This is a genomic window from Persicirhabdus sediminis (assembly GCF_016595495.1).
GTDB classification, from domain to species: domain Bacteria; phylum Verrucomicrobiota; class Verrucomicrobiia; order Verrucomicrobiales; family Akkermansiaceae; genus Persicirhabdus; species Persicirhabdus sediminis.
Map to the genome: position 1 here is coordinate 17,945 of NZ_JAENIM010000047.1, position 19,577 is coordinate 37,521.

General features: G+C 48.8%; 11 protein-coding genes, 2 tRNA genes and 1 other RNA gene. 7 read left to right on the forward strand and 7 right to left on the reverse strand.

Annotated elements, in window-relative coordinates; all coding sequences use genetic code 11:
* Positions 1 to 730 precede the first annotated feature (730 nt).
* From JIN82_RS15930 to JIN82_RS15940, 3 genes are all read right to left on the reverse strand, one after another.
* On the reverse strand, positions 731 to 2,419 hold the full coding sequence (locus tag JIN82_RS15930) for a hypothetical protein (RefSeq protein ID WP_234042111.1): 1,689 nt from the start codon (positions 2,417 to 2,419) through the stop codon (positions 731 to 733).
* A gap of 118 nt (positions 2,420 to 2,537) precedes the next feature.
* Positions 2,538 to 3,308 (reverse strand): hypothetical protein, encoded by a 771-nt coding sequence (locus JIN82_RS15935; RefSeq protein ID WP_200312669.1) that lies wholly within the window; start codon positions 3,306 to 3,308, stop codon positions 2,538 to 2,540.
* A gap of 71 nt (positions 3,309 to 3,379) precedes the next feature.
* Positions 3,380 to 3,919 (reverse strand): gamma-glutamylcyclotransferase family protein, encoded by a 540-nt coding sequence (locus tag JIN82_RS15940; protein ID WP_234042112.1) that lies wholly within the window; start codon positions 3,917 to 3,919, stop codon positions 3,380 to 3,382.
* Positions 3,920 to 3,942: 23 nt separating this feature from the next.
* Here JIN82_RS15940 and JIN82_RS15945 point away from each other — a divergent pair, with 23 nt between their 5' ends.
* Positions 3,943 to 4,095, forward strand: coding sequence for a hypothetical protein (locus tag JIN82_RS15945; RefSeq protein WP_200312671.1), 153 nt, complete (start codon positions 3,943 to 3,945; stop codon positions 4,093 to 4,095).
* Complete coding sequence (locus tag JIN82_RS15950; protein ID WP_200312672.1) at positions 4,082 to 5,050, forward strand: HNH endonuclease; 969 nt, start codon at positions 4,082 to 4,084, stop codon at positions 5,048 to 5,050. Before JIN82_RS15945 ends, JIN82_RS15950 begins: the two co-directional genes overlap by 14 nt.
* A 348-nt stretch (positions 5,051 to 5,398) precedes the next feature.
* On the opposite strand, the gene JIN82_RS15955 is transcribed toward JIN82_RS15950, so the two are convergent.
* Positions 5,399 to 5,475 (reverse strand) — tRNA-Met (locus tag JIN82_RS15955).
* Between the two features lie 479 nt (positions 5,476 to 5,954).
* Between JIN82_RS15955 and JIN82_RS15965 the strand changes: the two genes are divergently transcribed.
* The gene (locus tag JIN82_RS15965; RefSeq protein WP_200312674.1) at positions 5,955 to 9,377 is read left to right on the forward strand and encodes a DEAD/DEAH box helicase; all 3,423 of its coding nucleotides are present in this window, start codon (positions 5,955 to 5,957) and stop codon (positions 9,375 to 9,377) included.
* Positions 9,378 to 9,927: 550 nt separating this feature from the next.
* Here JIN82_RS15965 and JIN82_RS15970 read toward each other — a convergent pair.
* Positions 9,928 to 10,004, reverse strand: a tRNA-Met gene (locus JIN82_RS15970).
* Between the two features lie 174 nt (positions 10,005 to 10,178).
* On the opposite strand from JIN82_RS15970, the gene ssrA reads away from it, so the two are divergent.
* From ssrA to JIN82_RS15990, 4 genes are all read left to right on the forward strand, one after another.
* Positions 10,179 to 10,538, forward strand: a transfer-messenger RNA (tmRNA) gene (ssrA, locus tag JIN82_RS15975).
* A gap of 656 nt (positions 10,539 to 11,194) precedes the next feature.
* Complete coding sequence (locus JIN82_RS15980; protein ID WP_200312675.1) at positions 11,195 to 11,716, forward strand: DUF3592 domain-containing protein; 522 nt, start codon at positions 11,195 to 11,197, stop codon at positions 11,714 to 11,716.
* A 515-nt stretch (positions 11,717 to 12,231) separates the two neighbouring features.
* Complete coding sequence (locus tag JIN82_RS15985) at positions 12,232 to 12,810, forward strand: hypothetical protein (RefSeq protein WP_200312676.1); 579 nt, start codon at positions 12,232 to 12,234, stop codon at positions 12,808 to 12,810.
* A 569-nt stretch (positions 12,811 to 13,379) separates the two neighbouring features.
* On the forward strand, positions 13,380 to 13,811 hold the full coding sequence (locus tag JIN82_RS15990; RefSeq protein ID WP_200312677.1) for a hypothetical protein: 432 nt from the start codon (positions 13,380 to 13,382) through the stop codon (positions 13,809 to 13,811).
* A 462-nt stretch (positions 13,812 to 14,273) separates the two neighbouring features.
* On the opposite strand, the gene atzF is transcribed toward JIN82_RS15990, so the two are convergent.
* A complete protein-coding gene (atzF, locus tag JIN82_RS15995) occupies positions 14,274 to 16,010 on the reverse strand; it encodes an allophanate hydrolase (protein ID WP_200312678.1) in 1,737 nt (578 codons plus the stop codon).
* Positions 16,011 to 16,013: 3 nt separating this feature from the next.
* Complete coding sequence (gene uca, locus JIN82_RS16000; protein WP_200312679.1) at positions 16,014 to 19,574, reverse strand: urea carboxylase; 3,561 nt, start codon at positions 19,572 to 19,574, stop codon at positions 16,014 to 16,016.
* Between the last annotated feature and the right edge of the window lie 3 nt (positions 19,575 to 19,577).

Genomic DNA, 19,577 nt, shown 5'->3' on the forward strand with positions numbered 1-19,577 from the left:
CAAATAAGATTCCCCGCAGGGGAAATGGATTCCCAGCTGGCTGAAAACACCCCAGAAAAACCCACTTTCCATTCACCCAAAATCCACGCAAACCCTTATAGCTACAATAAAGAGCCTAAACATTAGCTACAAAATGCCGTGCATTATTTGCAGGCCAGCCAGACGAATCATAGTCCGATAAAAGTATCAGTATCATTTACACAATTGGTTCAGAACATGGTTTCCACCTGCTAGCCCGGAGGGCTTATGGATTTTAACCGCGGGTCAGCGAGCCCAGCGAGCGCAACCCGTGGATAGCCCGTAACAAATAAGATTCCCCGCAGGGGAAATGGATTCCCAGCTGGCTGAAAACGCCCCAGAAAAACCCACATTCAGTTCCCCCAAAATCCGCCCAAACCCTCATAGCTACAATAAAGAGCCTAAACATCAGCCACAAAATGCCGTGCATTATTTGTAGGCCATGAACCCCACACAGAAAATGCCGAAGGCATAAAACAGCCCAGCCTATGGTAAGGCAGCACCGAAGGTGCAACGCAACCATAGGTTTCATCCACACACATCCATCGCTCTGAAAGAGCGACACAGCCCGGCACGCTACAACTCAGTTAGAAAAATCCGCATGGCCAGCCTGAAAACTGAAAACTGAAAACTGAAAACTGAAAACTGAAAACTGAAAACTGAAAACTGAAAACTGAAAACTGAAAACTGAAAACTGAAAACTAACAACTTCTCACCTCCTCCCCCAAACCTTCAAAAACTCCAAGGGCTTCTTCAAATTCACATAATACCCCGCGGGGTCCCCCATCAGATAATAATCTCGATACCAAACATCTGGCGTATCTAGCGGCTCCCCCCAATGGTCCCCCTCAGCTAACCAATCCAACTGGCGTAGCTGACCACTCATCCACGACTCCGCCTCAGGCGAACAAACCACCCGCGTCACCGCCTGCACATGGCCCGCTACATCCGCCGTCAGCTGGCCAAATAATGTAAGCTCCTCACTCTGTAGCCTACACATGCTGGTTTTCACCACTCCAGCATTAGCTAACAAACTCGCCTGCAATCGATCAAACTGGTGCAGCGGCCGACCTGGCTGAGTGGCTAATTTCACCTTACCCGACTGAATCGCCGCGCGCGCGCGAAACGACCGCAACTGGCGCAAGTTGCCAGCTAACTGGAACCCGCCAGTCAATCCATCCACATCACACTGGAAAAAATCTCCCGCGCCACCACCGAGCTGGCTGGCAGCGCTAATAATTTCAGCCAATTCATTAGGAAAATCCCCATCAGTCACCCAGCTAACATCCTGCTGGGGAATCACCGCATTCACCACCACGACACCTCCAGCAAATGGACTCAAGCGAACATTCGCCTGCATCTTCAGCCAAGCGTCAGCGCCACTTTCATAGTCGATTTGTAAATGCCTACCTTTCCAGCTAGCTGGAATTTCTATGCTATCAGCACTCTCTAGCAGCTGAGCTCCGTGCACACTTATCTCTGAAAATTTCACCCGCACGTCCTGCTCACCAGCGCCAAGAACCACGCCTAACGACACACCATCAAGCGCCACTAACTCATCATCGCGCCAACTCAGCTTCCCGCCACCACCACGCACTTTGATCTCACACGGCCAAGACTTTTTCACATCAACCGCTGCTCTCTTTGGTTGCACACGAGCCGGCACCACCACCGCAGGGCCAGTCGTTGCGCCTGAGCTTGCTGCTCCCTGCGCCGTTTTTCCAGCTGGCTCCATCTGTTTTTCCAATCCAGCTACAGCCGTGTGATCTTGCCCAGTTCCCCCACCAGCTGAACCAGCTGGCGTAGCTTCCGCAGCCACGTCATCGCCCTCAGCCAGACTAACACCTCCAGCTAGATCTACCGCAGATGGCGCACTACCAGCAGCTACACTCGTATCTCCGTCACCCGCTGGCCTATCAGAATCAGCTACTTGCCCAGCAGCCAAAGGATCCTCATCTTGTCTTGCGGCTAGCTGGCCAGAAACTGTGGCCACCCGTCGATTTCGCTCCGCCATCTGCTTCACTAACTCTAGCAGCTTCTCAGCATCACCATTCACTTGCGGGTCATCCACCACCACTAACTTCAAGCGTTTCTTACCAGCTAACACCTCAGTCCAATACGGCACGGCCTGCACATTGGCCACCTGCAAATTATACGCGCCAGCCAGCTGCGAGTGCATGCTCAGCTCACTCACCCGCACACCTCGCCACGGATCAACCATCACAGAATCGTAATGCCACACACCACCTAACTTCGCCTGCAATTTCCCACCAACCCACGCTTTACCAGCAGGCACATTCAGCCAAATCAATCCAGCTAGATACACCAGTACCAAGCCAATCAATCCTCCCAGGATCAACCACTTCAGCCAGCGCAGCGCAATTTTCACCCGAGAAGACATCGCCAGCACACTAGCAAATCCACCAGCCACTGGCCAACATTTATGCGCAACAAATAGACCACAAAAAAACCGCGCTGGGAATCACCCCAGAGCGGTTTAGAAATATAGTATCGCCTAACTACTTAGTCAGCGGAAAACGAATCACAATGCTATCGTCGCCTAAAAACTCGCCACCAGAAACCGACTGCTGCAGTCGATAGATCAGGTAGCCATGTTTGCCGTCAGCCTTTTTACCGATGGCAAAGTTCTCCTTGCTCATGATGTAGCCGTCGTCGCCTTCGTACTTCCATTCCTGGCCAGCCCACGCGCCGAGAATGCTTTCTTTGTCAGCATCGATGTCTTTCAGACGAGTCAACACACCGTTAGGTGATTGCAGCTCGTTTTTCTTCGGGAAATAACGCAGCAGCGAAATTGGCATACCGGCACCACTAACACGCACCGCCCATTTGTCTTCACCTTTGTCCTGCACTTCAATGAATACCTTAGCCATCGCCTTGAATTGGCGCTCGCCCCACAGCTTAATATACTGTTCGTAGTCGTCTTTGCTCAGGCCTAACTTCTCATGATACGGAAGCGGGCGCCCCGGAGGGTTAGATGCCGCATACTCGCGGTGCCACTCAGGGTCTTTCACCGCAGCTTCCTGCACCTTAGACATGTATTTATTGATCTCGTTAGGTGGTACCACCACGCCGATGAATGCCTCAACCGACTCACCCACCTTGAAATAATCTAGCAAATAATTATGTCCGTCGTTAGCTGGCACTTCAGCTTTCGCTTCAGTCTTTTCACCTTCCTTAGCAGCTGCCTCTTTTGCTTCATCCTGAGCGCTAGCCACTACGGGAGCCATGCTTAATGCCCCCATCAGCCATAAATGTTTCATTTTCATCATGATCTTAGAAATCTGTTATCTAGCGCAGTCACCCGCGCCTTGCTTGCGCAAAGCTACCCAGCTAGCCGCTATTAGCAAGTCGTTTTCCGCCACATCCCGCTCTCAATATATTCACCAGCAAAGCTAGCCACCGTGTCCTCATCCATCACATAAACCCACGCCAGCTGGTAGCGGTCAGCCACCCGTACCGGCACCAATACCCGCCGGTATAAACAGGGGCCTCCTACCGAATACGCCTCTAAGTCATCCAGACCTGCTAGACTCTCCTGCACATTGGAGAAAGCCATCAACTCGCCGTACACTTCCCCCCAGCCACAATCAAAGGCTGCATTCCACATCCCACGGCTCTCACCTTGGCAAATGTCAGAGTCCAGCCAAGCCGCACTCGCTCGTTGTTGCAGTGCCACGTCAGCTAGCGCATCCGCTGTGCCCACCCCTCGCTCAAATCCTCCTGGGACTAACAAACCCGGATAACCAGCACTCAGCCCGTACAATTTCCCGATCACCGCCGCCTCACTAACACTCTGCAAATAACGACAATAAGGCAGGTGGTTCTCAAAACCACGCTTCAAACTACCATAAACAAAAACCATCAACATGTCCTCCACCATATCACCAAAATCCAGCAAACACCATGCCAGAGGAAATCCTACGCAAAAAATGCCCACCAAATGCAAATCCATCACCAGCCACTACCAGCCAGCTAATTCTCAATTTCATCCTTCCCCTATCAGCAGGCATTAGAAATACTGGACCCAATCCACTTCCAGCCAATGCCTACAGCTAACAAAACGTCAGAAAACGACTACCAGCCGAGCCTATTCGGCAACCATCTGACATCACCACTGCAATACTTCGAAGATCAATTTTACGATCTTCACACGGGCATCGTCGGCAACCACGAGCGCCCGCACAAACCCGTCATGCTGCTAGCTGTCATGGATCTCATCGAGCTGAAAGTCATCACTAACAACCTCATTCCTTTCTCCGACCAGCTGCGCCAGCGATTCACCCATTACTTCGACATCGTTAGAAAAAGCAACGATAGCAACACCCCCATCAATCCCTTTTTCTACATGAGAAAGGAAAATTTCTGGAACCACGTTGCAACGGCGGGAAATCAGGAAATTGTTAAGCTGCTGCCCAAGGCACCGGGCATAGCACAGACCCGCAAGCTCATTGCCGGCGCATCGCTCGACGAGAAGCTATGGCTCTGCCTGCAAGATAACACCAGCCGCGCAGCTCTCAGAGATGTTCTCATCTCACGCTATTTCCCTAGCAAAAGAAACCAGCTGATCAATAATATCTCAGCCCGCCTACCTAACGTCGTCAATGAAGATCCCGTCATCTACGACAGCAAGGGCCGATCCGCTGGTTTCAGAAAAGTCGTGGTGCAGGTATACGAGCATCAATGCGCAGCTTGCGGAGTTCGCATTCGTCTACCTAACGGACAAACTATTGTCGACGCCGCTCACATCATTCCTTTTGCCGAAACCAAAAACGACCATCCTTGTAATGGCATGGCTCTCTGCAAAAACCACCACTGGGCAATGGATCGCCAACTCATCGCCCCCACACCTGATCTCCGCTGGGTGGTCAATCAGGAGTTAGACGACCGCCAAGCTGGTGAAAAAGAGCTCATCGATCTAGCTGGAAAACGTGTCATCGTGCCCAAAGAAAAAGCCTATCACCCAAACGCCGACGCCCTAGCATGGCGACACGAACAACTGCTGCGTGCTTGATAATCATCTACCAAACAATGCTAATAGCCAACTGAGCTGAACTCGAAGCCGCCCCCGTCTAGAGTGCGCGTGCTTTAGCACCGCTTTTAGCCCAGCAACGGATCAATAATCAATCGGCGCCCTATTATTCAACACATCCAGCCAGCTAGAAATTTTGACTGGATAAATGTGCCAGCAAAACCTTCATCCTTTAAGATAGCTCAGCACCTAATCAACGGGCACCAAAGTGCCTAGATTCTCACAGGCTTGCCATTAGCTCATCTACCCAAAGCGGTGCTAAAGCACGCGCGCTCTAGATCCAGCCAGCAAAAAGCGCCACTTTCGAGTGAAAATGACGCTTTTTAAATTTGGTTACGGGAGTAGGATTTGAACCTACGACCTTCAGGTTATGAGCCTGACGAGCTACCTGGCTGCTCCATCCCGCGATTTAGAAATTTTCTTAACCTTTGTTGGAAAGCTTTGCTGCCTTTCGGCGGTGCGGGCGGAACCTAGGACAGAATTCGAAAAACTACAAGAAGTTTCTGCATTAATTTTTAAGTTTTTTATTTTGGCTCATTTCCACCCCAGAAAAACAACACAACTCATTGTAAAACATCACCTTACAAAAACCCACCCACATAATCAACATGGCCCATTTCTCACAAGTCGCTAAGATACTGCGAGCTATGCGGCAGCCAACTAGCCAGTTGGCTGGAAATTTTCACCCTATCTAGTCACCCGAGAGACGTGGCGATTTGCCCAGCCATCTCACCGCGCTGACTCCAGCTGGCTGGATCATGCTCCCTGAGCCATCGTCTGAGCTAGTGGAGAAATGAGAAATCGCGAGGGAAACTTACGCTGCTGGCTTGTCAGCCATGCACATAGCACTTATGGATATCATCGCGTCAGCGCGCACTCAGCTACCATGATCATCACAGGCCTGTACGATACCCCGCTAGAAATGATTCACTACTTTGTTAGTGGTGATTGGCAGCGCTTATTTGAGCCATCACGTCGGCAGCGCGGCCTACAGTATTTTAAGGCAGGTAATATAATCGACGAGCTAGACATTTCAGCCAGTGTTGAGTCGGATTATTGTTTCATCGATACCGTCGTGACAGGTAATAAAAAATACTCGGTATCAATCGAGCTCGAGCACGACCTCGACCCAGATTGTTATTGTGAATGCCCGGACAAAAAAAGCCACTTGTGCAAACATCTAGCCGCTGTGTTTTACAAAATGCAGAACCAATGCCAGCTGTTTCTTGAGCAAAAACGTGAGCTCACTGGCATCATCGACGAGGCACTGGAACCAACTAACCCCGGACCACATCCAGACCAATGGTTAGAGAAACTAGCCACTCTGCACAAAGATCCCAAGCACCACTGGCAGGACAAGCAGCTAGAGGAATTTGCACCACATAACAAACAACGATTGGCCTATGTCTTATGCGAGAACTACCTGGGCGTATTGACGCTGGAAACCCGCAAGGCTAGATTAGATAAAGACGGGCAATTTATCGTTGAGGCAAAATCTATCGAACCACAAATCTCACGCGGCAGACGAGCCAGCTACCTAGCCAAGGTCGACTTGCCTATTTTGCGCATGATAGACGCCTACCGCTCGCTATATGCATCCAGTCTATCAGTAGATGTTTCTGACCCCGTATTCCCGGAGCTCCTGAAAAAATGCATCGCTACTGGCCGCTGTGTGCTCGATGCCGAGAACTCATCATCGCCTCGCATCATCGCTCCCTTGAAATGGGCCGCTGATAGAAAACTCATTCTCAGCTGGAAATCAGACGATGAAGGCAGGGTGAAACCAGCTCTAGAGGTGGTGCCAGAGATTGACATCATGATCCCTAGCGAGCCAAAGCTATACTACGACCATCTAGAACTCGCTGTCGGCGGCATCAGCCAAGAATATAGCAACGAATTCCTCGATGAATGGTTAGAAGGCCCTGCACTAGCTCCGGAGCGAGCGGACAAGCTACGTGAGAAAATCAAAAAATCATCCATTCCAGATGTGGCAGCCATTCCAGCACCACCGCAGCAGGTGGTGATAGAAAATGTTCTCCCTACACCCATCCTGCGGGTGAGCAGGCATGATGCTAGCGCAGCTGGAAGTTTTTTCAAAGACCCCGGACTAACTGACATCCTCATGGCTACCGTAGCCTTTGATTACGCTGGTGTGCCCGTTGCCATGTATCCGCAAATGGATATTCAGGTAGGTGAACTAAACGGCAAAATCACAACGGTACACAGAAACCTCGAACTTGAGGATGCCGCCGCAATTCAGCTAGATGATGCCGGTCTAGCAGCTCTGAAATATTTATTCAGGCCCGAGCACCTATCAGCATCAATGCAGCGGGCCTTCGCCTTCCACTCAAATAATAACGAAAATACCAGCCGCTGGGTGCAGTTCATGGCAACCAGCGCCCGCCAGCTAGAAGCCAAAGGCTGGCTGATAGAAACCTACGGCGAGCTCGGCTACCAGCTGGTAGAAAATGAAGAATACTACGAAGAGCTCAACGAAAGCCAATCTGGCAACCAGTGGTTTGAGTTTGAGCTCGGCGTGGAATACCAAGGGCAGCGGATCAGCCTGATCCCCGCGCTCGCCCATGCGCTGAAGTCAGGCATGGATGAGAGCCTCGATGAAGAAAACCTAGGTGATAGCAAAATCCCCGTACAAGTAGACGAAAAAGGCACCTTCATTCTATTTCCAGCCAAGCGCTTCAAACTCATCCTCGATAAGCTGCGCGACCTTTTCAATCACGTCAATGACGACGATGTGATAGAGATGCCCAAGCTCAGAGCTGCCACACTAGCAGACGAGCTAGATTTAGCCAAAACCAACCAAACCCACCAGGCGCTAGCTGAGCTGGGCAGACAACTAACTAACATCAAAGAAATCCCCAAAGCAAAGGCACCAAAAAACCTTGTCGCCACGCTCAGAGATTACCAGCTGGAAGGGTTTCAGTGGTTGCAGTTTCTCGCCAAATACCAGCTCAATGGCATCCTAGCAGATGACATGGGCTTAGGAAAAACCATCCAAACGCTAGCGCATATCCTCGCGGAGAAAAATGGCCGCCGCAATAACCGACTGCCCAGCTTGATTGTCGCCCCTACGAGCGTGATTCCTAACTGGCAAGCTGAAGCTGCCAAATTTACCCCTAGTCTAAAGGTGCTCATGCTGCACGGCAGCGACCGCTCCGCTAGATTCAAAGACATCGCCAAACACGACATCGTCATCACCAGCTACGCATTGCTGCACCGCGACCAGCAAGTCCACCGCAGACAGCTCTATCATAATGCCGTGCTCGACGAATCGCAGTATATTAAAAACCACAAAACGCAAACCAGCCAGGCGGCCTATCAGATTAATGCCAATCACCGCATTTGTCTATCAGGCACGCCAATGGAAAACCACCTCGGCGAGCTGTGGAGCTGCATGCACTTCCTCATGCCCGGTCTGCTAGAATCAGCGCAACGGTTTCACTCCACCTTCAGAACTCCCATTGAACGCCACAACGACCACACCGCGCTACAAACACTGCACCGCAGAGTGGCACCGCTCATTCTCCGCCGCACCAAAGAAAAAGTCGCCCGTGAGCTGCCAGCCAAAACCATCATCCCGCACTACATCACGCTGAGTAAAACACAGGTGGACCTGTACGAAAGCGTGCGCGCCACCATGGACAAACGCGTGCGCAAGGCCATCAAGGAAAAAGGACTGTCTAAATCTCATATCATCGTGCTAGACGCGCTGCTCAAGCTGCGGCAAATCTGCTGTCACCCGCAGCTGCTGAAAACCACCGAAGCACAGAAGATAGAATCCTCAGCCAAGCTCGACTATCTAAGTCAGCTGTTAGCCACATTGATAGAGGAAGACCGCAGAATTCTCATCTTTTCGCAGTTCACCACCATGCTGGAGAAGATAGAAAACCACCTTGTTAGCGAGCGCATTCCATTTGTCAAAATCACCGGTAGCACACGCGACCGCAAGACACCCGTCGAGCTCTTCCAGTCTGGCCAAATCCCCGTCTTTCTCATTTCTCTCAAAGCTGGCGGCACCGGCCTCAACCTAACCGCCGCGGATACCGTCATCCACTACGACCCGTGGTGGAACCCTGCATCGGAAAATCAAGCCACTGACCGCGCCTACCGCATCGGCCAGACCAAACCCGTATTTGTCCACAAGCTCATCTGCCAAGGGACTATCGAACAACGCATCCAAGTGCTGCAGGAAAAGAAAGCCAAACTCGTCGAGTCATTGCTAGGCAATTCCACCGAAAAACTCCACATCGACCAAGCCGCCCTCAGCGGACTGCTCGCCCCGATAGATTAATTTCCTCAGCTAGAAAACTACACCTAACTCCCATTTAGAGTGCGCGTGCTTTAGCACCGCTTTTTGCTAGTTTCGGGCCGATCTCCCTTCGGCTCCCTCTTAAGCAACACATCCCGCCAGCTGGAATATTTCAGAAGAGCTTTTCACTAGCTGCAATATTTCTAGCTAGAAAATGACTCCGCAAAACCTGCATTCCGACATCTAGCTCGGCATCAATTCAACGGTCACTAAAGTGCCTAAATTCCCATTGGGCGGCAATAATTTCAGCTGACAAAAGCGGTGCTAAAGCACGCGCACTCTAAATCCAGCCAGCTGGCCCCCCTCATCCCAGATGGAAAATTTCACCAAATACCCAGCCAGCAAAAAGCGCCACTTCCGTGTGAAAGTGACGCTTTTTAAATTTGGTTACGGGAGTAGGATTTGATTCTACGATCCCGCGGCCGCGGGATTATGAGCCAGCTGGCCCCCCTCATCCCAGATGGAAAATTTCACCGAAATACCCAGTCAGCAAAAAGCGCCACTTCCGAGTGAAAGTGACGCTTTTAAAATTTGGTTACGGGAGTAGGATTTGAACCTACGACCTTCAGGTTATGAGCCTGACGAGCTACCTGACTGCTCCATCCCGCGATTTAGAAATACTTGAAATCTTTGCTGCCTTTCGGCGTTGCGGGCGGAACCTAGTCCAGTCACACCGTAACTACGAGAAGTTTCTGCATAAAAGGTGAAGTTTTTTATTTGCCCGCTAATATCACTTGATTTTATGCCAAATAGTGGCATCTTTCTGCAGCTTCACAGCAATGTGGGGGCGCCTTGGTTTCGACTGGATGGTAGAAACGATGGTTGCATGTAGAGGTTGATCGGTTGGCCTCTTAAAAAAGCCGTTCAAACAAATTAATTGCAGACTCTAACGAGCTCGCACTTGCTGCTTAATTGACAGCAACGACTCCTTCCCGGACGCCTATTAAGGGAACAGTCGACAACTAAAATAGGCTGGCTGTGTACCGGGTGTCCGGGCTACTCAGTGAGATTCAACAGGGCAATCGGAATAGCAACGCGGCTGGTGAGCTTAGCGATTCCTAAAACCAAAATCTCCAGCTAAACATGTAGACGCTATCATGGGCATCATTTAGGACAGGGGTTCAACTCCCCTCGCCTCCACCATATATCAGGTCCACCGGTTCACCCCGGTGGACCTGACTTATTTTAAGATTAAAGGGTGAAGAGAGAAGGGTGAATTCCCGCTAGCTGAGCTGCAAGTACAGCCTGCGGCCTAAGGTTCTCACGCAGTCGCGGGATGCAGGTCCACTTCGTTGCAGGTTCGGCCTGCGCCCTATGGGTCTCCCGCAGTCGCGGGATGCAGGTTGACTTTTCTAGCCAGTCATTGGGGTGAAAGCGCATCAGAACAAAGCTCGGGGTCGCAACTCCGAGGAGTTACCAACACCTATCGTGTCCTGAAGGGACACTTTTGACGCTGACGACAGAATGGTGAAACCAGCCAGACGAACCGCCAGCTATGTCATTGACCGATTAGAGATTTCTATCAAGCTTCGTTAGCTCACTCAACGAATTCTAAGAACCAATACTGTTATGCAGATAAGAATAAAACTGATAGCGACCCTCATACTATTGACTATGCTTTTGCCTAACTGCCGTGAGAAGGCTGATACCCCCAGTAAGCTAAAAAACCTCTCCCGTATTTTTCAAGTATTCCATCACATACAGCTAATCTCCTGAATTCTTGCAGCCAACAGCGGAAGCTGATTAATTGTTATGTGCACCTATGATCCGTGTAACGGTTCCGCCTACGCCTAAACATCATGCAACAATATCCAGAAGACAACTGTGCATACAAAGTTAGAAAACCACTTTTACCTTTCATCCCTGGACCAATATGCCTATGCATAGGCTTCTATTTCCTTTTTTGGCATTTTGCCGCCGAGACCTATCGCTATCTTAGCTACAGAAATGCAATTGAGATTCCTGTCGCTGAAGTGATTCAGGTAAAGTTAGATCGATCAAGCAGTTCAAAAGGAGGCGCAGCAAGTACCGTCATTGCCTCATTTGATTATGATTTTGAAGGTCACAGATACACAAGTCACACCCCGTCTATCTACCAAGGCGGCGACAACTTTGGATCATTCCAGAAAGACTTATTCACTAAGATCCAATCCTTTGCTAAACAGGGAGGAGAGTTATCATGTTTCGTTAGAACGAGCTCTCCTGATTCGGCTGTAATTAATAGAGATTTCAGACCTAGCAGATTCCTTATCTCACTCTTATTTTGCACTGCATTTCTCGGCCTTGGCGGAGTCCTAACATACAGCTCAGCAAAAGGCTAATTTCATAAGCCAGCCCCTTAGTTAGTAATTTCTTTTGCTATTGAGGCGCCTCATTTCAGAGAATTAACGGCTTCAATTTAAACTTGCCTCTTGAGCTAAGCTGCTTAGCTAGTTTACATTATTCTGACTTTACCGGCAGCTAAATCCGTTAGAAAACACAAGCATCAATTTAATCGATACTTGCAGAAAAATAATCAATTACCAATTTTTGAGTTCACCAGATATTTCGTTGAGGCATGACCTCACCGACTAAGTCCCTGAGCTATTTCAAGCGCAGTCCACTTTTCACCATCCCGCTGCTATCAACGAGCTATCCTGCTCTTCACCTAGTATTTCCAATACTCTGATGGGCTTTCAAGCAGATAAAGCAGGAACTATCGAATACCAAAATGGTGGCAGCACATGCTGATTGGATAGCCTTAAAAGGAACTATTACCTTCATTAGCGCTAGACCTAACTAACCAATCTAGGAAACGGCTAACTATTAGATCAATTCCCCCCTTAGGAAAAAAATCATGAAATATACACACATAGTAAACATCGCCATTTCTATGATACTTGTCGCCTGCAATGCAGGCTCTCTAGAAGTATCAGAATATGATCATGTCACAAAAACGACATCAAAAAAAAGATACTCAAAATACTATGATGACGGTGATTGGGCGCTTAGAAATAAGGTCGGGGTAAGTCTAGTAGTGGACCACAAAAAGAAAGTGATTCCGGGATGGCAAGGCGTGAAGCAATCAATGGGCGCGTTAGGGCCTGAGGATGCTTGGGCAGAGGGGAAGGTTACTTTATATATCTGGAATCGCACAGATACCCCCCAGAGCATTCGATTTGTGACCACTACGATAAAAGATCAAGAGCTAAAATCTAATGGCAATGTAATTACAGTTCCTCCAAATACTAGAATGGGTGGAGCAATTGGCTCAGTAAAAATATTTAACTCGGGCACCGAGTTGCCATCAGAAATCCAGTACATTCTTAATGGACAGACACGAGTATTAAAATTGAATCTAAAGCGCAGAACATACGAGGAGTTGAAACTATATTTCTCACCTAACGGCAAGCCCCCATATCCATGGATTGATTAGGAGAAACTCAACCAGTCGTTGCTAGCGAGCGCTAGCAGCAGCCAAGTCATCCTCTAAGGCACATAATCAGAATACATACATCAATCGTTATTCTGAGTTTTCATCACTATGGTGAACTCTAAGTAAAGGACTGCCCCATCAACACCACTAGCTCGTCAGTTATCTGGCAATGACGGAAATTTAATAGTCTAAATAGACAGACTAATAAATCACCATGATTCCTTCATTAAAGGATTCTATCACTCTTAGGTATATAAACACGACATTCTCTATAACCTTAAAATCCCCCTACTATCTAGGATCTCAGCTAGCCCATAGATATTACCATGAAAACTACCAGCCAAATCAAACTGCAACCTAGCAGAACCTATCAAGGTCATGATTTCAGCCACGGCTAAGCTACCTAAAAATAAGTTGAATCACACACCAGCACACCAAACCAATACTCTAGTTGAATCACACACCAGCACACCAAACCAATACTCTAGTTGAATCACACACCAGTACACCAAACCAATACTCTAGTTGAATCACACACCAGTACACCAAACCAATACTCTTCTACTAAAATGATAAGCATCATCAAACCTTCAGTTGTATCCGCCATTGCCCTTTTCTTAGCCTCTTGTGGCTATAATAGTTCACCTTCAATGAACAGTATTGCGCTGGCTGGATCGCTGTCCTCATATCACCTTCCAGACAAAAATGTTAGTCCCGCAAACAATTCTGATCCAATAGTTCTAAATTGTCTAGAGACAACACGAAGTCTAGCAGCCAAACATGGACTTGTATTTGACGGGAGTCGTGCAGAAAAAGGCATCGCCATTGTTGGAGACGATAACTCAGGGTCAAAACCCTTACTTATAGCTATTCATTTTTTCCAGCGTCAGGATGGGCTTTATGCTTTCGAGCACGTCACGACTTCTTCAGTCGCTGACATGGCTGCAATGAAGCGGCTAGAAAATACTTTTATTAGGGAACTAAAAAGCAAGCTAAGATAAGAGCTGAACCAAACTTGGCACCTATCGCATCCACCAGCTCGTGAAGCAGCGAGCTGCGCGACGCCTTTACTTCGGACTCACCAGCTGATGTAGTTTTACATCGCTGGTGTAGCTATTTGAAGAAGAAGCTACAGTATCGCTGAGCCTCATAATTTCCCACCTTGAGATGCTTGTCTAGTTAGCACTCCGGTCTAATTAGCCGCCAGCTATGTCATTGACTGGCTAGAAATTTCTATCACCCTGCAATGGATTCACTGAAAACTGTCCACTGCTCACTATGGACGCAGAACTAGATGACAATAGTGAATCCTAACAAATAACAGCTAGATGCAGAGCTAGTGAATATATAAAAAGCGTAGATATCGCTCTAAATGGCAACAAATCCGAAACACCTGCCCCCTGTAGAAAAAGCACCGAGCCAGCTGGCTCGGTGCTTTTTTATGTTCATGTAACCATCGGCTTCTATGCCTGAGAAGCGATAAAATTTCTCCAGCCAGCAAACTCTGTAATATCTTCAGCCCCCAGTGAAGCGCGCGCTTCTGCAATGAAACCACAAACACAGGAGCCATCTACCAGCTCGACTTTACCAATTCCTAATGGTTGAGGAATCTGACTAACAAAATCACCAAAGGCCTCAACAGAAAGGCGCCAAACTTCCACCTCTAATGCAGCGCCCCCATCCGCAACATGCACCATGGCTGGACGCTGAGGCAATCCACCACTAGCTGGGATCAGGTACATTTTATAGCTCGGCGCACTTTGCGTTTTCTTTATCAAACTGGCCCCTCTCTCCTCTAGCTGGTGATTAAGCGTCATGCCTGATAGATGGGCACCACATACAACTAACTCCACTTCATCCCAACCTATATCAGCGACAGGCTCATCACTATAGCCAGCTAACATTTCATAACGAGATCCAAGCTCTAGCAAGGCCCGATCGCAGCCAGCTGGCCCAAACATAGTAATCCCCCAAGGTAGCTTTTGCTTATACCTGCCAGCCGGTAGAGCCAGTGCAGCAAAATCCAACAGGTTCATAAAATTAGTATAGCTTCCGAGAATTGAATTCAGTTTCACTGGTTCAGCCTCAACTTCAGCCACGGTGAAATTCCTTGGTGTAGTGGGTAAAATCACCACCTGCACACTCTCAAAAACCTGATCAGCTAGACGCTTACACTCAGCCAAACGATACTGAGCCTTGAATGCATCAACTGCTAGAGGCGTTGAGCCACCCTCAATGATAGAACGTGTTACCGGCCAGATCTCATCTGGCTGATCTTTAAGAAAGTCTTCAATTGCAGCGTAGCGCTCGCTCACCCACGGTCCCTCATATAGCAGCTTAGCTGCAGCCATAAAGGGCTCCATATCGACTTCCTCACGAATACCTCCAAGGGCCTCTAGCCTCTGAGCAGCCTGCTCAAAAAGCACACTACATTCATCCCAACCATGGTAATTCAGCTGGCCTAACATAGGCACTGCAAATCGAAATCTCTCAGCAAACCTAGACCACTTCGGCGGCATAGAACGGCTCCATGCCTCCTCTCTATCAATGCCAGCTGTCAGCCGCAAAACCAAATCGGCGTCGGCACAATGGTGAGCAAAGACAGACACACAATCTAAGGATTTACAGGCATCGACCACGCCTCTAGTAGATAGGTAGCCACGTGTCGGCTTTAACCCCACCAGCTCGTTGAAAGCAGCTGGAACGCGACCAGAGCCCGCGGTGTCTGTACCTAGGGAAAAAGCCGCTAGATTTTTAGCGACTCCAACAGCCGACCCACAGCTCGACCCTCCTGGTAAATAATCCACATCAAAGGCATTCTTTGGCGTTGGGTAAGGCGTACGTACTCCAACTAATCCAGTGGCAAATTGATCAAGGTTAGTTTTACCCAAACAAATCGCGCCAGCCGCTCGCAAACGGGCGACAACAGTAGCATCAGCTATAGCTTCGTAGGCATAAGCTGGACATGCAGCTGTAGTTGGCATGCCAGCAACATCAATATTGTCCTTCACCAAGTAAGGAACTCCATAGAGCGGCTGATCATTTATATCAGTCAGGTTATTTATCTGAGATTGAATCTCATCCCAGCTAGCTTTGTGAATGAATACCCCTTCAACGTCTAGCTGCCAGCATTCATAGATCACTTCTTCGACTTGCGCCCCCTTACGATACCTATCCCTATAATCGCTTATTGTCTTCATGGCCTAAATTGTATCACATGTTCTAACCAACATCAGAGGATCACCAGCTTTGACGGAGGCCCCTGGCTTCACTAACAACCTTACTACTTCGCCACAGTACTCACTCTGCACACTCATCTCCATTTTCATAGCTTCCAAAATGATCACCGTCTGATCGACACTAACTTTGCTCTCTGGCGCGACCTCAATTTTCCAGACACTGCCAGCCATAGGCGCTTCTATCAAATCATGACCATCAGGCACATCAATATCGTCGGCGGCCACCTCTAACTCTTTTATGCTGACAATATCGAGTCCAGCATCATCCCACCGCTGGCGTTCGTCCGCAAATGCCTTGCGCTGGCTTAGCTGAAACTCTTCTATCGACTCAGCCTCGCGACTTAAGAAATCTAAGTATTCACCTAACTTCAATGTAGACTCTTCGATCTTAGGCTCAAATTGCCCCGTTAGCATGTCACGCCTCAGCTCATCAAGATCTTCGTGCGCAACCTCATACCATTTGATTCGGTCAAAAAATCTCAACAGCCACGGCTTATCTTCTTTGAAGACAGCCGTCTGATGATACTTGTTCCAGACGGGTACAGTACGTCCAACAAACTGATAGCCACCAGGTCCTTCCATGCCATAGATACACATGTAGGCGCCACCAATTCCCACAGCATTCTCAGGCGTCCACGTTCTTGCAGGGTTGTATTTTGTAGTTACCAATCGGTGTCTCGGATCTAAGGGTGTCGCTACTGGGGCACCCAAATAAACATCCCCCAAGCCCATCACCAAATACTCAGCATCATACACAATGCGCTTCACATCATCGATAGAATCCAAGCCATTGATACGGCGAATAAACTCAATATTGCTAGGGCACCATGGCGCGTCAGGGTTAACCATCTTGTACCTATCAATGGCTAACTGAGTGCTAGGGTCGTCCCAAGACAACGGTAAATGAACAGCTCGTGATCTAACCTCAGCGTGGCGAGGATCAGGCAATGACTGCATGCCAGCTAATAGGTGCTGCACGACGATTCCCTCGGTAACTTCAGCGGGTGCGTAGTGCACTTGCAATGAACGGATGCCCGGAGTCACATCCACTACTCCCTCTAATGGATTTTCCTCTAGCCACTCATATAGCAAATGCCCTAAGAAGCGCAACCTCAGGTCTAGCTCCATGTCGCCCAGTTCTAGCAAAACATTGCGGTCACCACTACGCCTAACTACAGCGCGTGTACCATCCACTAACTTGTCCGCTAAAATTGGGTTTTCTCTGAGCATTCCAGCTGGAGAAATCGGCTCAGCAGGATCATTCACCAGCCTCAAGCGCTCGGCCTCGGCAAGACTAACTGCAACAAACTGGATTTTATCACCTGGCCGCAGCTGGCCCATTTTCCATAGATCAGCTTGAATTATCGTCACCGGACAGACAAACCCGCCTAAGCTAGGACCATCAGGCCCCAAAATCACAGGCATATCACCCGTGAAGTCGATCGCCCCAATTCCATAGGCGTTATCGTGAATATTAGACGGGTGTAATCCCGCTTCTCCTCCATCTTTTCTCGCCCATGCAGGCTTAGGCCCTATCAATCTAACGCCAGTTCTCGCTGAATTGTGATGAACCTCCCATTTTGCGTCAAAAAATGTCTGCATATCCGCCTCAGTAAAAAACTCTGGCGCTCCATGAGGTCCGTACAATACTGCTATTTCCCACTCGTTCTGGTAGATGATTGGCTCTTCAGTCGCGACGATTTCTGTAACCGTAGCCTCTGCTATCTCCAGCACATCTCCACTAACTAATGCTCGGCCACCGTGGCCACCAAATTGTCCGAGGGTAAAAGTAGACTTACTGCCCAAATAATCAGGAACATCAATCCCTCCTGCAATAGCTAAGTATGCTCGGCAGCCAGTAGTAGCCGCCTTGCCAATCGCTAAAACCTGCCCCTTTCTAACCTCCATACGCTGCCAGCTAGCCACAGGTTCACCATCTATGGTTGCATCCATTTCAGCTCCAGTGATCGCGCAGACCGTATCGTAGCCAAATCTCAAACTCGGCCCAGCCATAGTCATTTCCAGCGCCGCATCGCCCTCTTGATTACCAACAAGTCGGTTGGCGCAACGAAACGCGCACTCGTCCATTGGACCTGATGGAGGCACACCAACATTCCAAAAACCTAACCTCGCAGGCAAATCCTGAACCGTTGTCATGGTGCCCCCCTTGAGCACTTCGATGATTCGGTCATCGTATTGCAAACTATCTAACCAATGTGTATGAACTCCTCCAGCTTGAAAGTCTTCGTCAGAAATGATTTGTTTGAGATAGGCTAGGTTCGTCCTGATTCCAGCAATTTTAGATTCTATCAGAGCATTCTCCATCTTATCCAATGCCTGATGACGATCTTCTCCGAAAGTCTGAATCTTAACTAACAATGGGTCATAAAACGAACTAACTTCAGAACCAGATTCAATCCATCCATCACAGCGAACATCTTCCGGCAAACTAACGTAAGTGATCAAACCCGCGCTAGGTAAAAAATCTTTCGCTGGATCTTCCGCGTAAACGCGTACCTCAATGGCCGCACCAGACGCTTCAACTTTATCAATATGTTCGATTGGGTTTCCACCTGTCCCTAGCAGAACCATCCACTCTACGATATCAACGCCGGTCACTAATTCTGTAACCCCATGCTCAACCTGTAGCCGCGTATTGACCTCGAGAAAATAAAACTCCTCGTTAGCCATATCATAGAGAAATTCTACAGTACCAGCGGAACGATAGCTCACGCTCTCCGCTAGGCAAACAGCACTATCTAATAGGGCCTGCCGTGTTTGCTCAGAGATTAGCGGAGCTGGTGTTTCCTCAACCACTTTTTGATGTCTCCTCTGCACCGAGCAATCACGCTCTCCTAGAGCAACAACCTTACCTTTGCCGTCACCAAAAACCTGCACTTCGATGTGGCGAGCTTTCTCAACATAACGCTCAAGAAACACTCCCGCGTCATTAAAGTTAGACTGAGCCAAGCGAATCACAGACTCAAAGCCTTCCTCTAACTCTGATAGGGAACGGCACAGCTGCATACCAATACCGCCGCCTCCTGCTGTGCTCTTTAACATCAGCGGAAAACCTATACGCAGGGCTTCTTCACGCGCATGCTGTAAGTCATTGATCAAATCAGTCCCTGGGCACAGAGGCACTCCAGCTGCTACAGCTAACTCTCTAGCCGTATGCTTAAGTCCAAACGATTTTAAAGTATCAACGGTGGGCCCTAACCACACGCAGCCGAGTTTGTTGCACAGCTCTACAAATCCCGCATTTTCGCTAAGTAAACCATAACCAGGATGAACCGCCTCGGCCTTACTCTCTGTGATCACCTTTTCTAACTGGACCAAATCAAGATAGGTATCCTTGACCCCTTCACCTTCGAGTAAATAGCTTTCATCGGCATCTAGCACGTATCTGGAATTTCTATCAGCAGATGAATAAACCACCACTACCTTGATGCCCATTGAGCGCAGCGTCAAACTAATCCGAGCTGCAATCTCACCGCGGTTAGCAATTAATACTTTAGCAAACATAAG

Coding starts and splice junctions, on each gene's coding strand:
- JIN82_RS15930 (WP_234042111.1), bottom strand. CDS start 2,419: ATGTCTTCTCGGGTGAAAATTGCGCTGCGCTGGCTGAAGTGGTTGATC.
- JIN82_RS15935 (WP_200312669.1), bottom strand. CDS start 3,308: ATGATGAAAATGAAACATTTATGGCTGATGGGGGCATTAAGCATGGCT.
- JIN82_RS15940 (WP_234042112.1), bottom strand. CDS start 3,919: ATGGTGGAGGACATGTTGATGGTTTTTGTTTATGGTAGTTTGAAGCGT.
- JIN82_RS15945 (WP_200312671.1), top strand. CDS start 3,943: ATGCCAGAGGAAATCCTACGCAAAAAATGCCCACCAAATGCAAATCCA.
- JIN82_RS15950 (WP_200312672.1), top strand. CDS start 4,082: ATGCCTACAGCTAACAAAACGTCAGAAAACGACTACCAGCCGAGCCTA.
- JIN82_RS15965 (WP_200312674.1), top strand. CDS start 5,955: ATGATCATCACAGGCCTGTACGATACCCCGCTAGAAATGATTCACTAC.
- JIN82_RS15980 (WP_200312675.1), top strand. CDS start 11,195: ATGCAACAATATCCAGAAGACAACTGTGCATACAAAGTTAGAAAACCA.
- JIN82_RS15985 (WP_200312676.1), top strand. CDS start 12,232: ATGAAATATACACACATAGTAAACATCGCCATTTCTATGATACTTGTC.
- JIN82_RS15990 (WP_200312677.1), top strand. CDS start 13,380: ATGATAAGCATCATCAAACCTTCAGTTGTATCCGCCATTGCCCTTTTC.
- atzF (WP_200312678.1), bottom strand. CDS start 16,010: ATGAAGACAATAAGCGATTATAGGGATAGGTATCGTAAGGGGGCGCAA.
- uca (WP_200312679.1), bottom strand. CDS start 19,574: ATGTTTGCTAAAGTATTAATTGCTAACCGCGGTGAGATTGCAGCTCGG.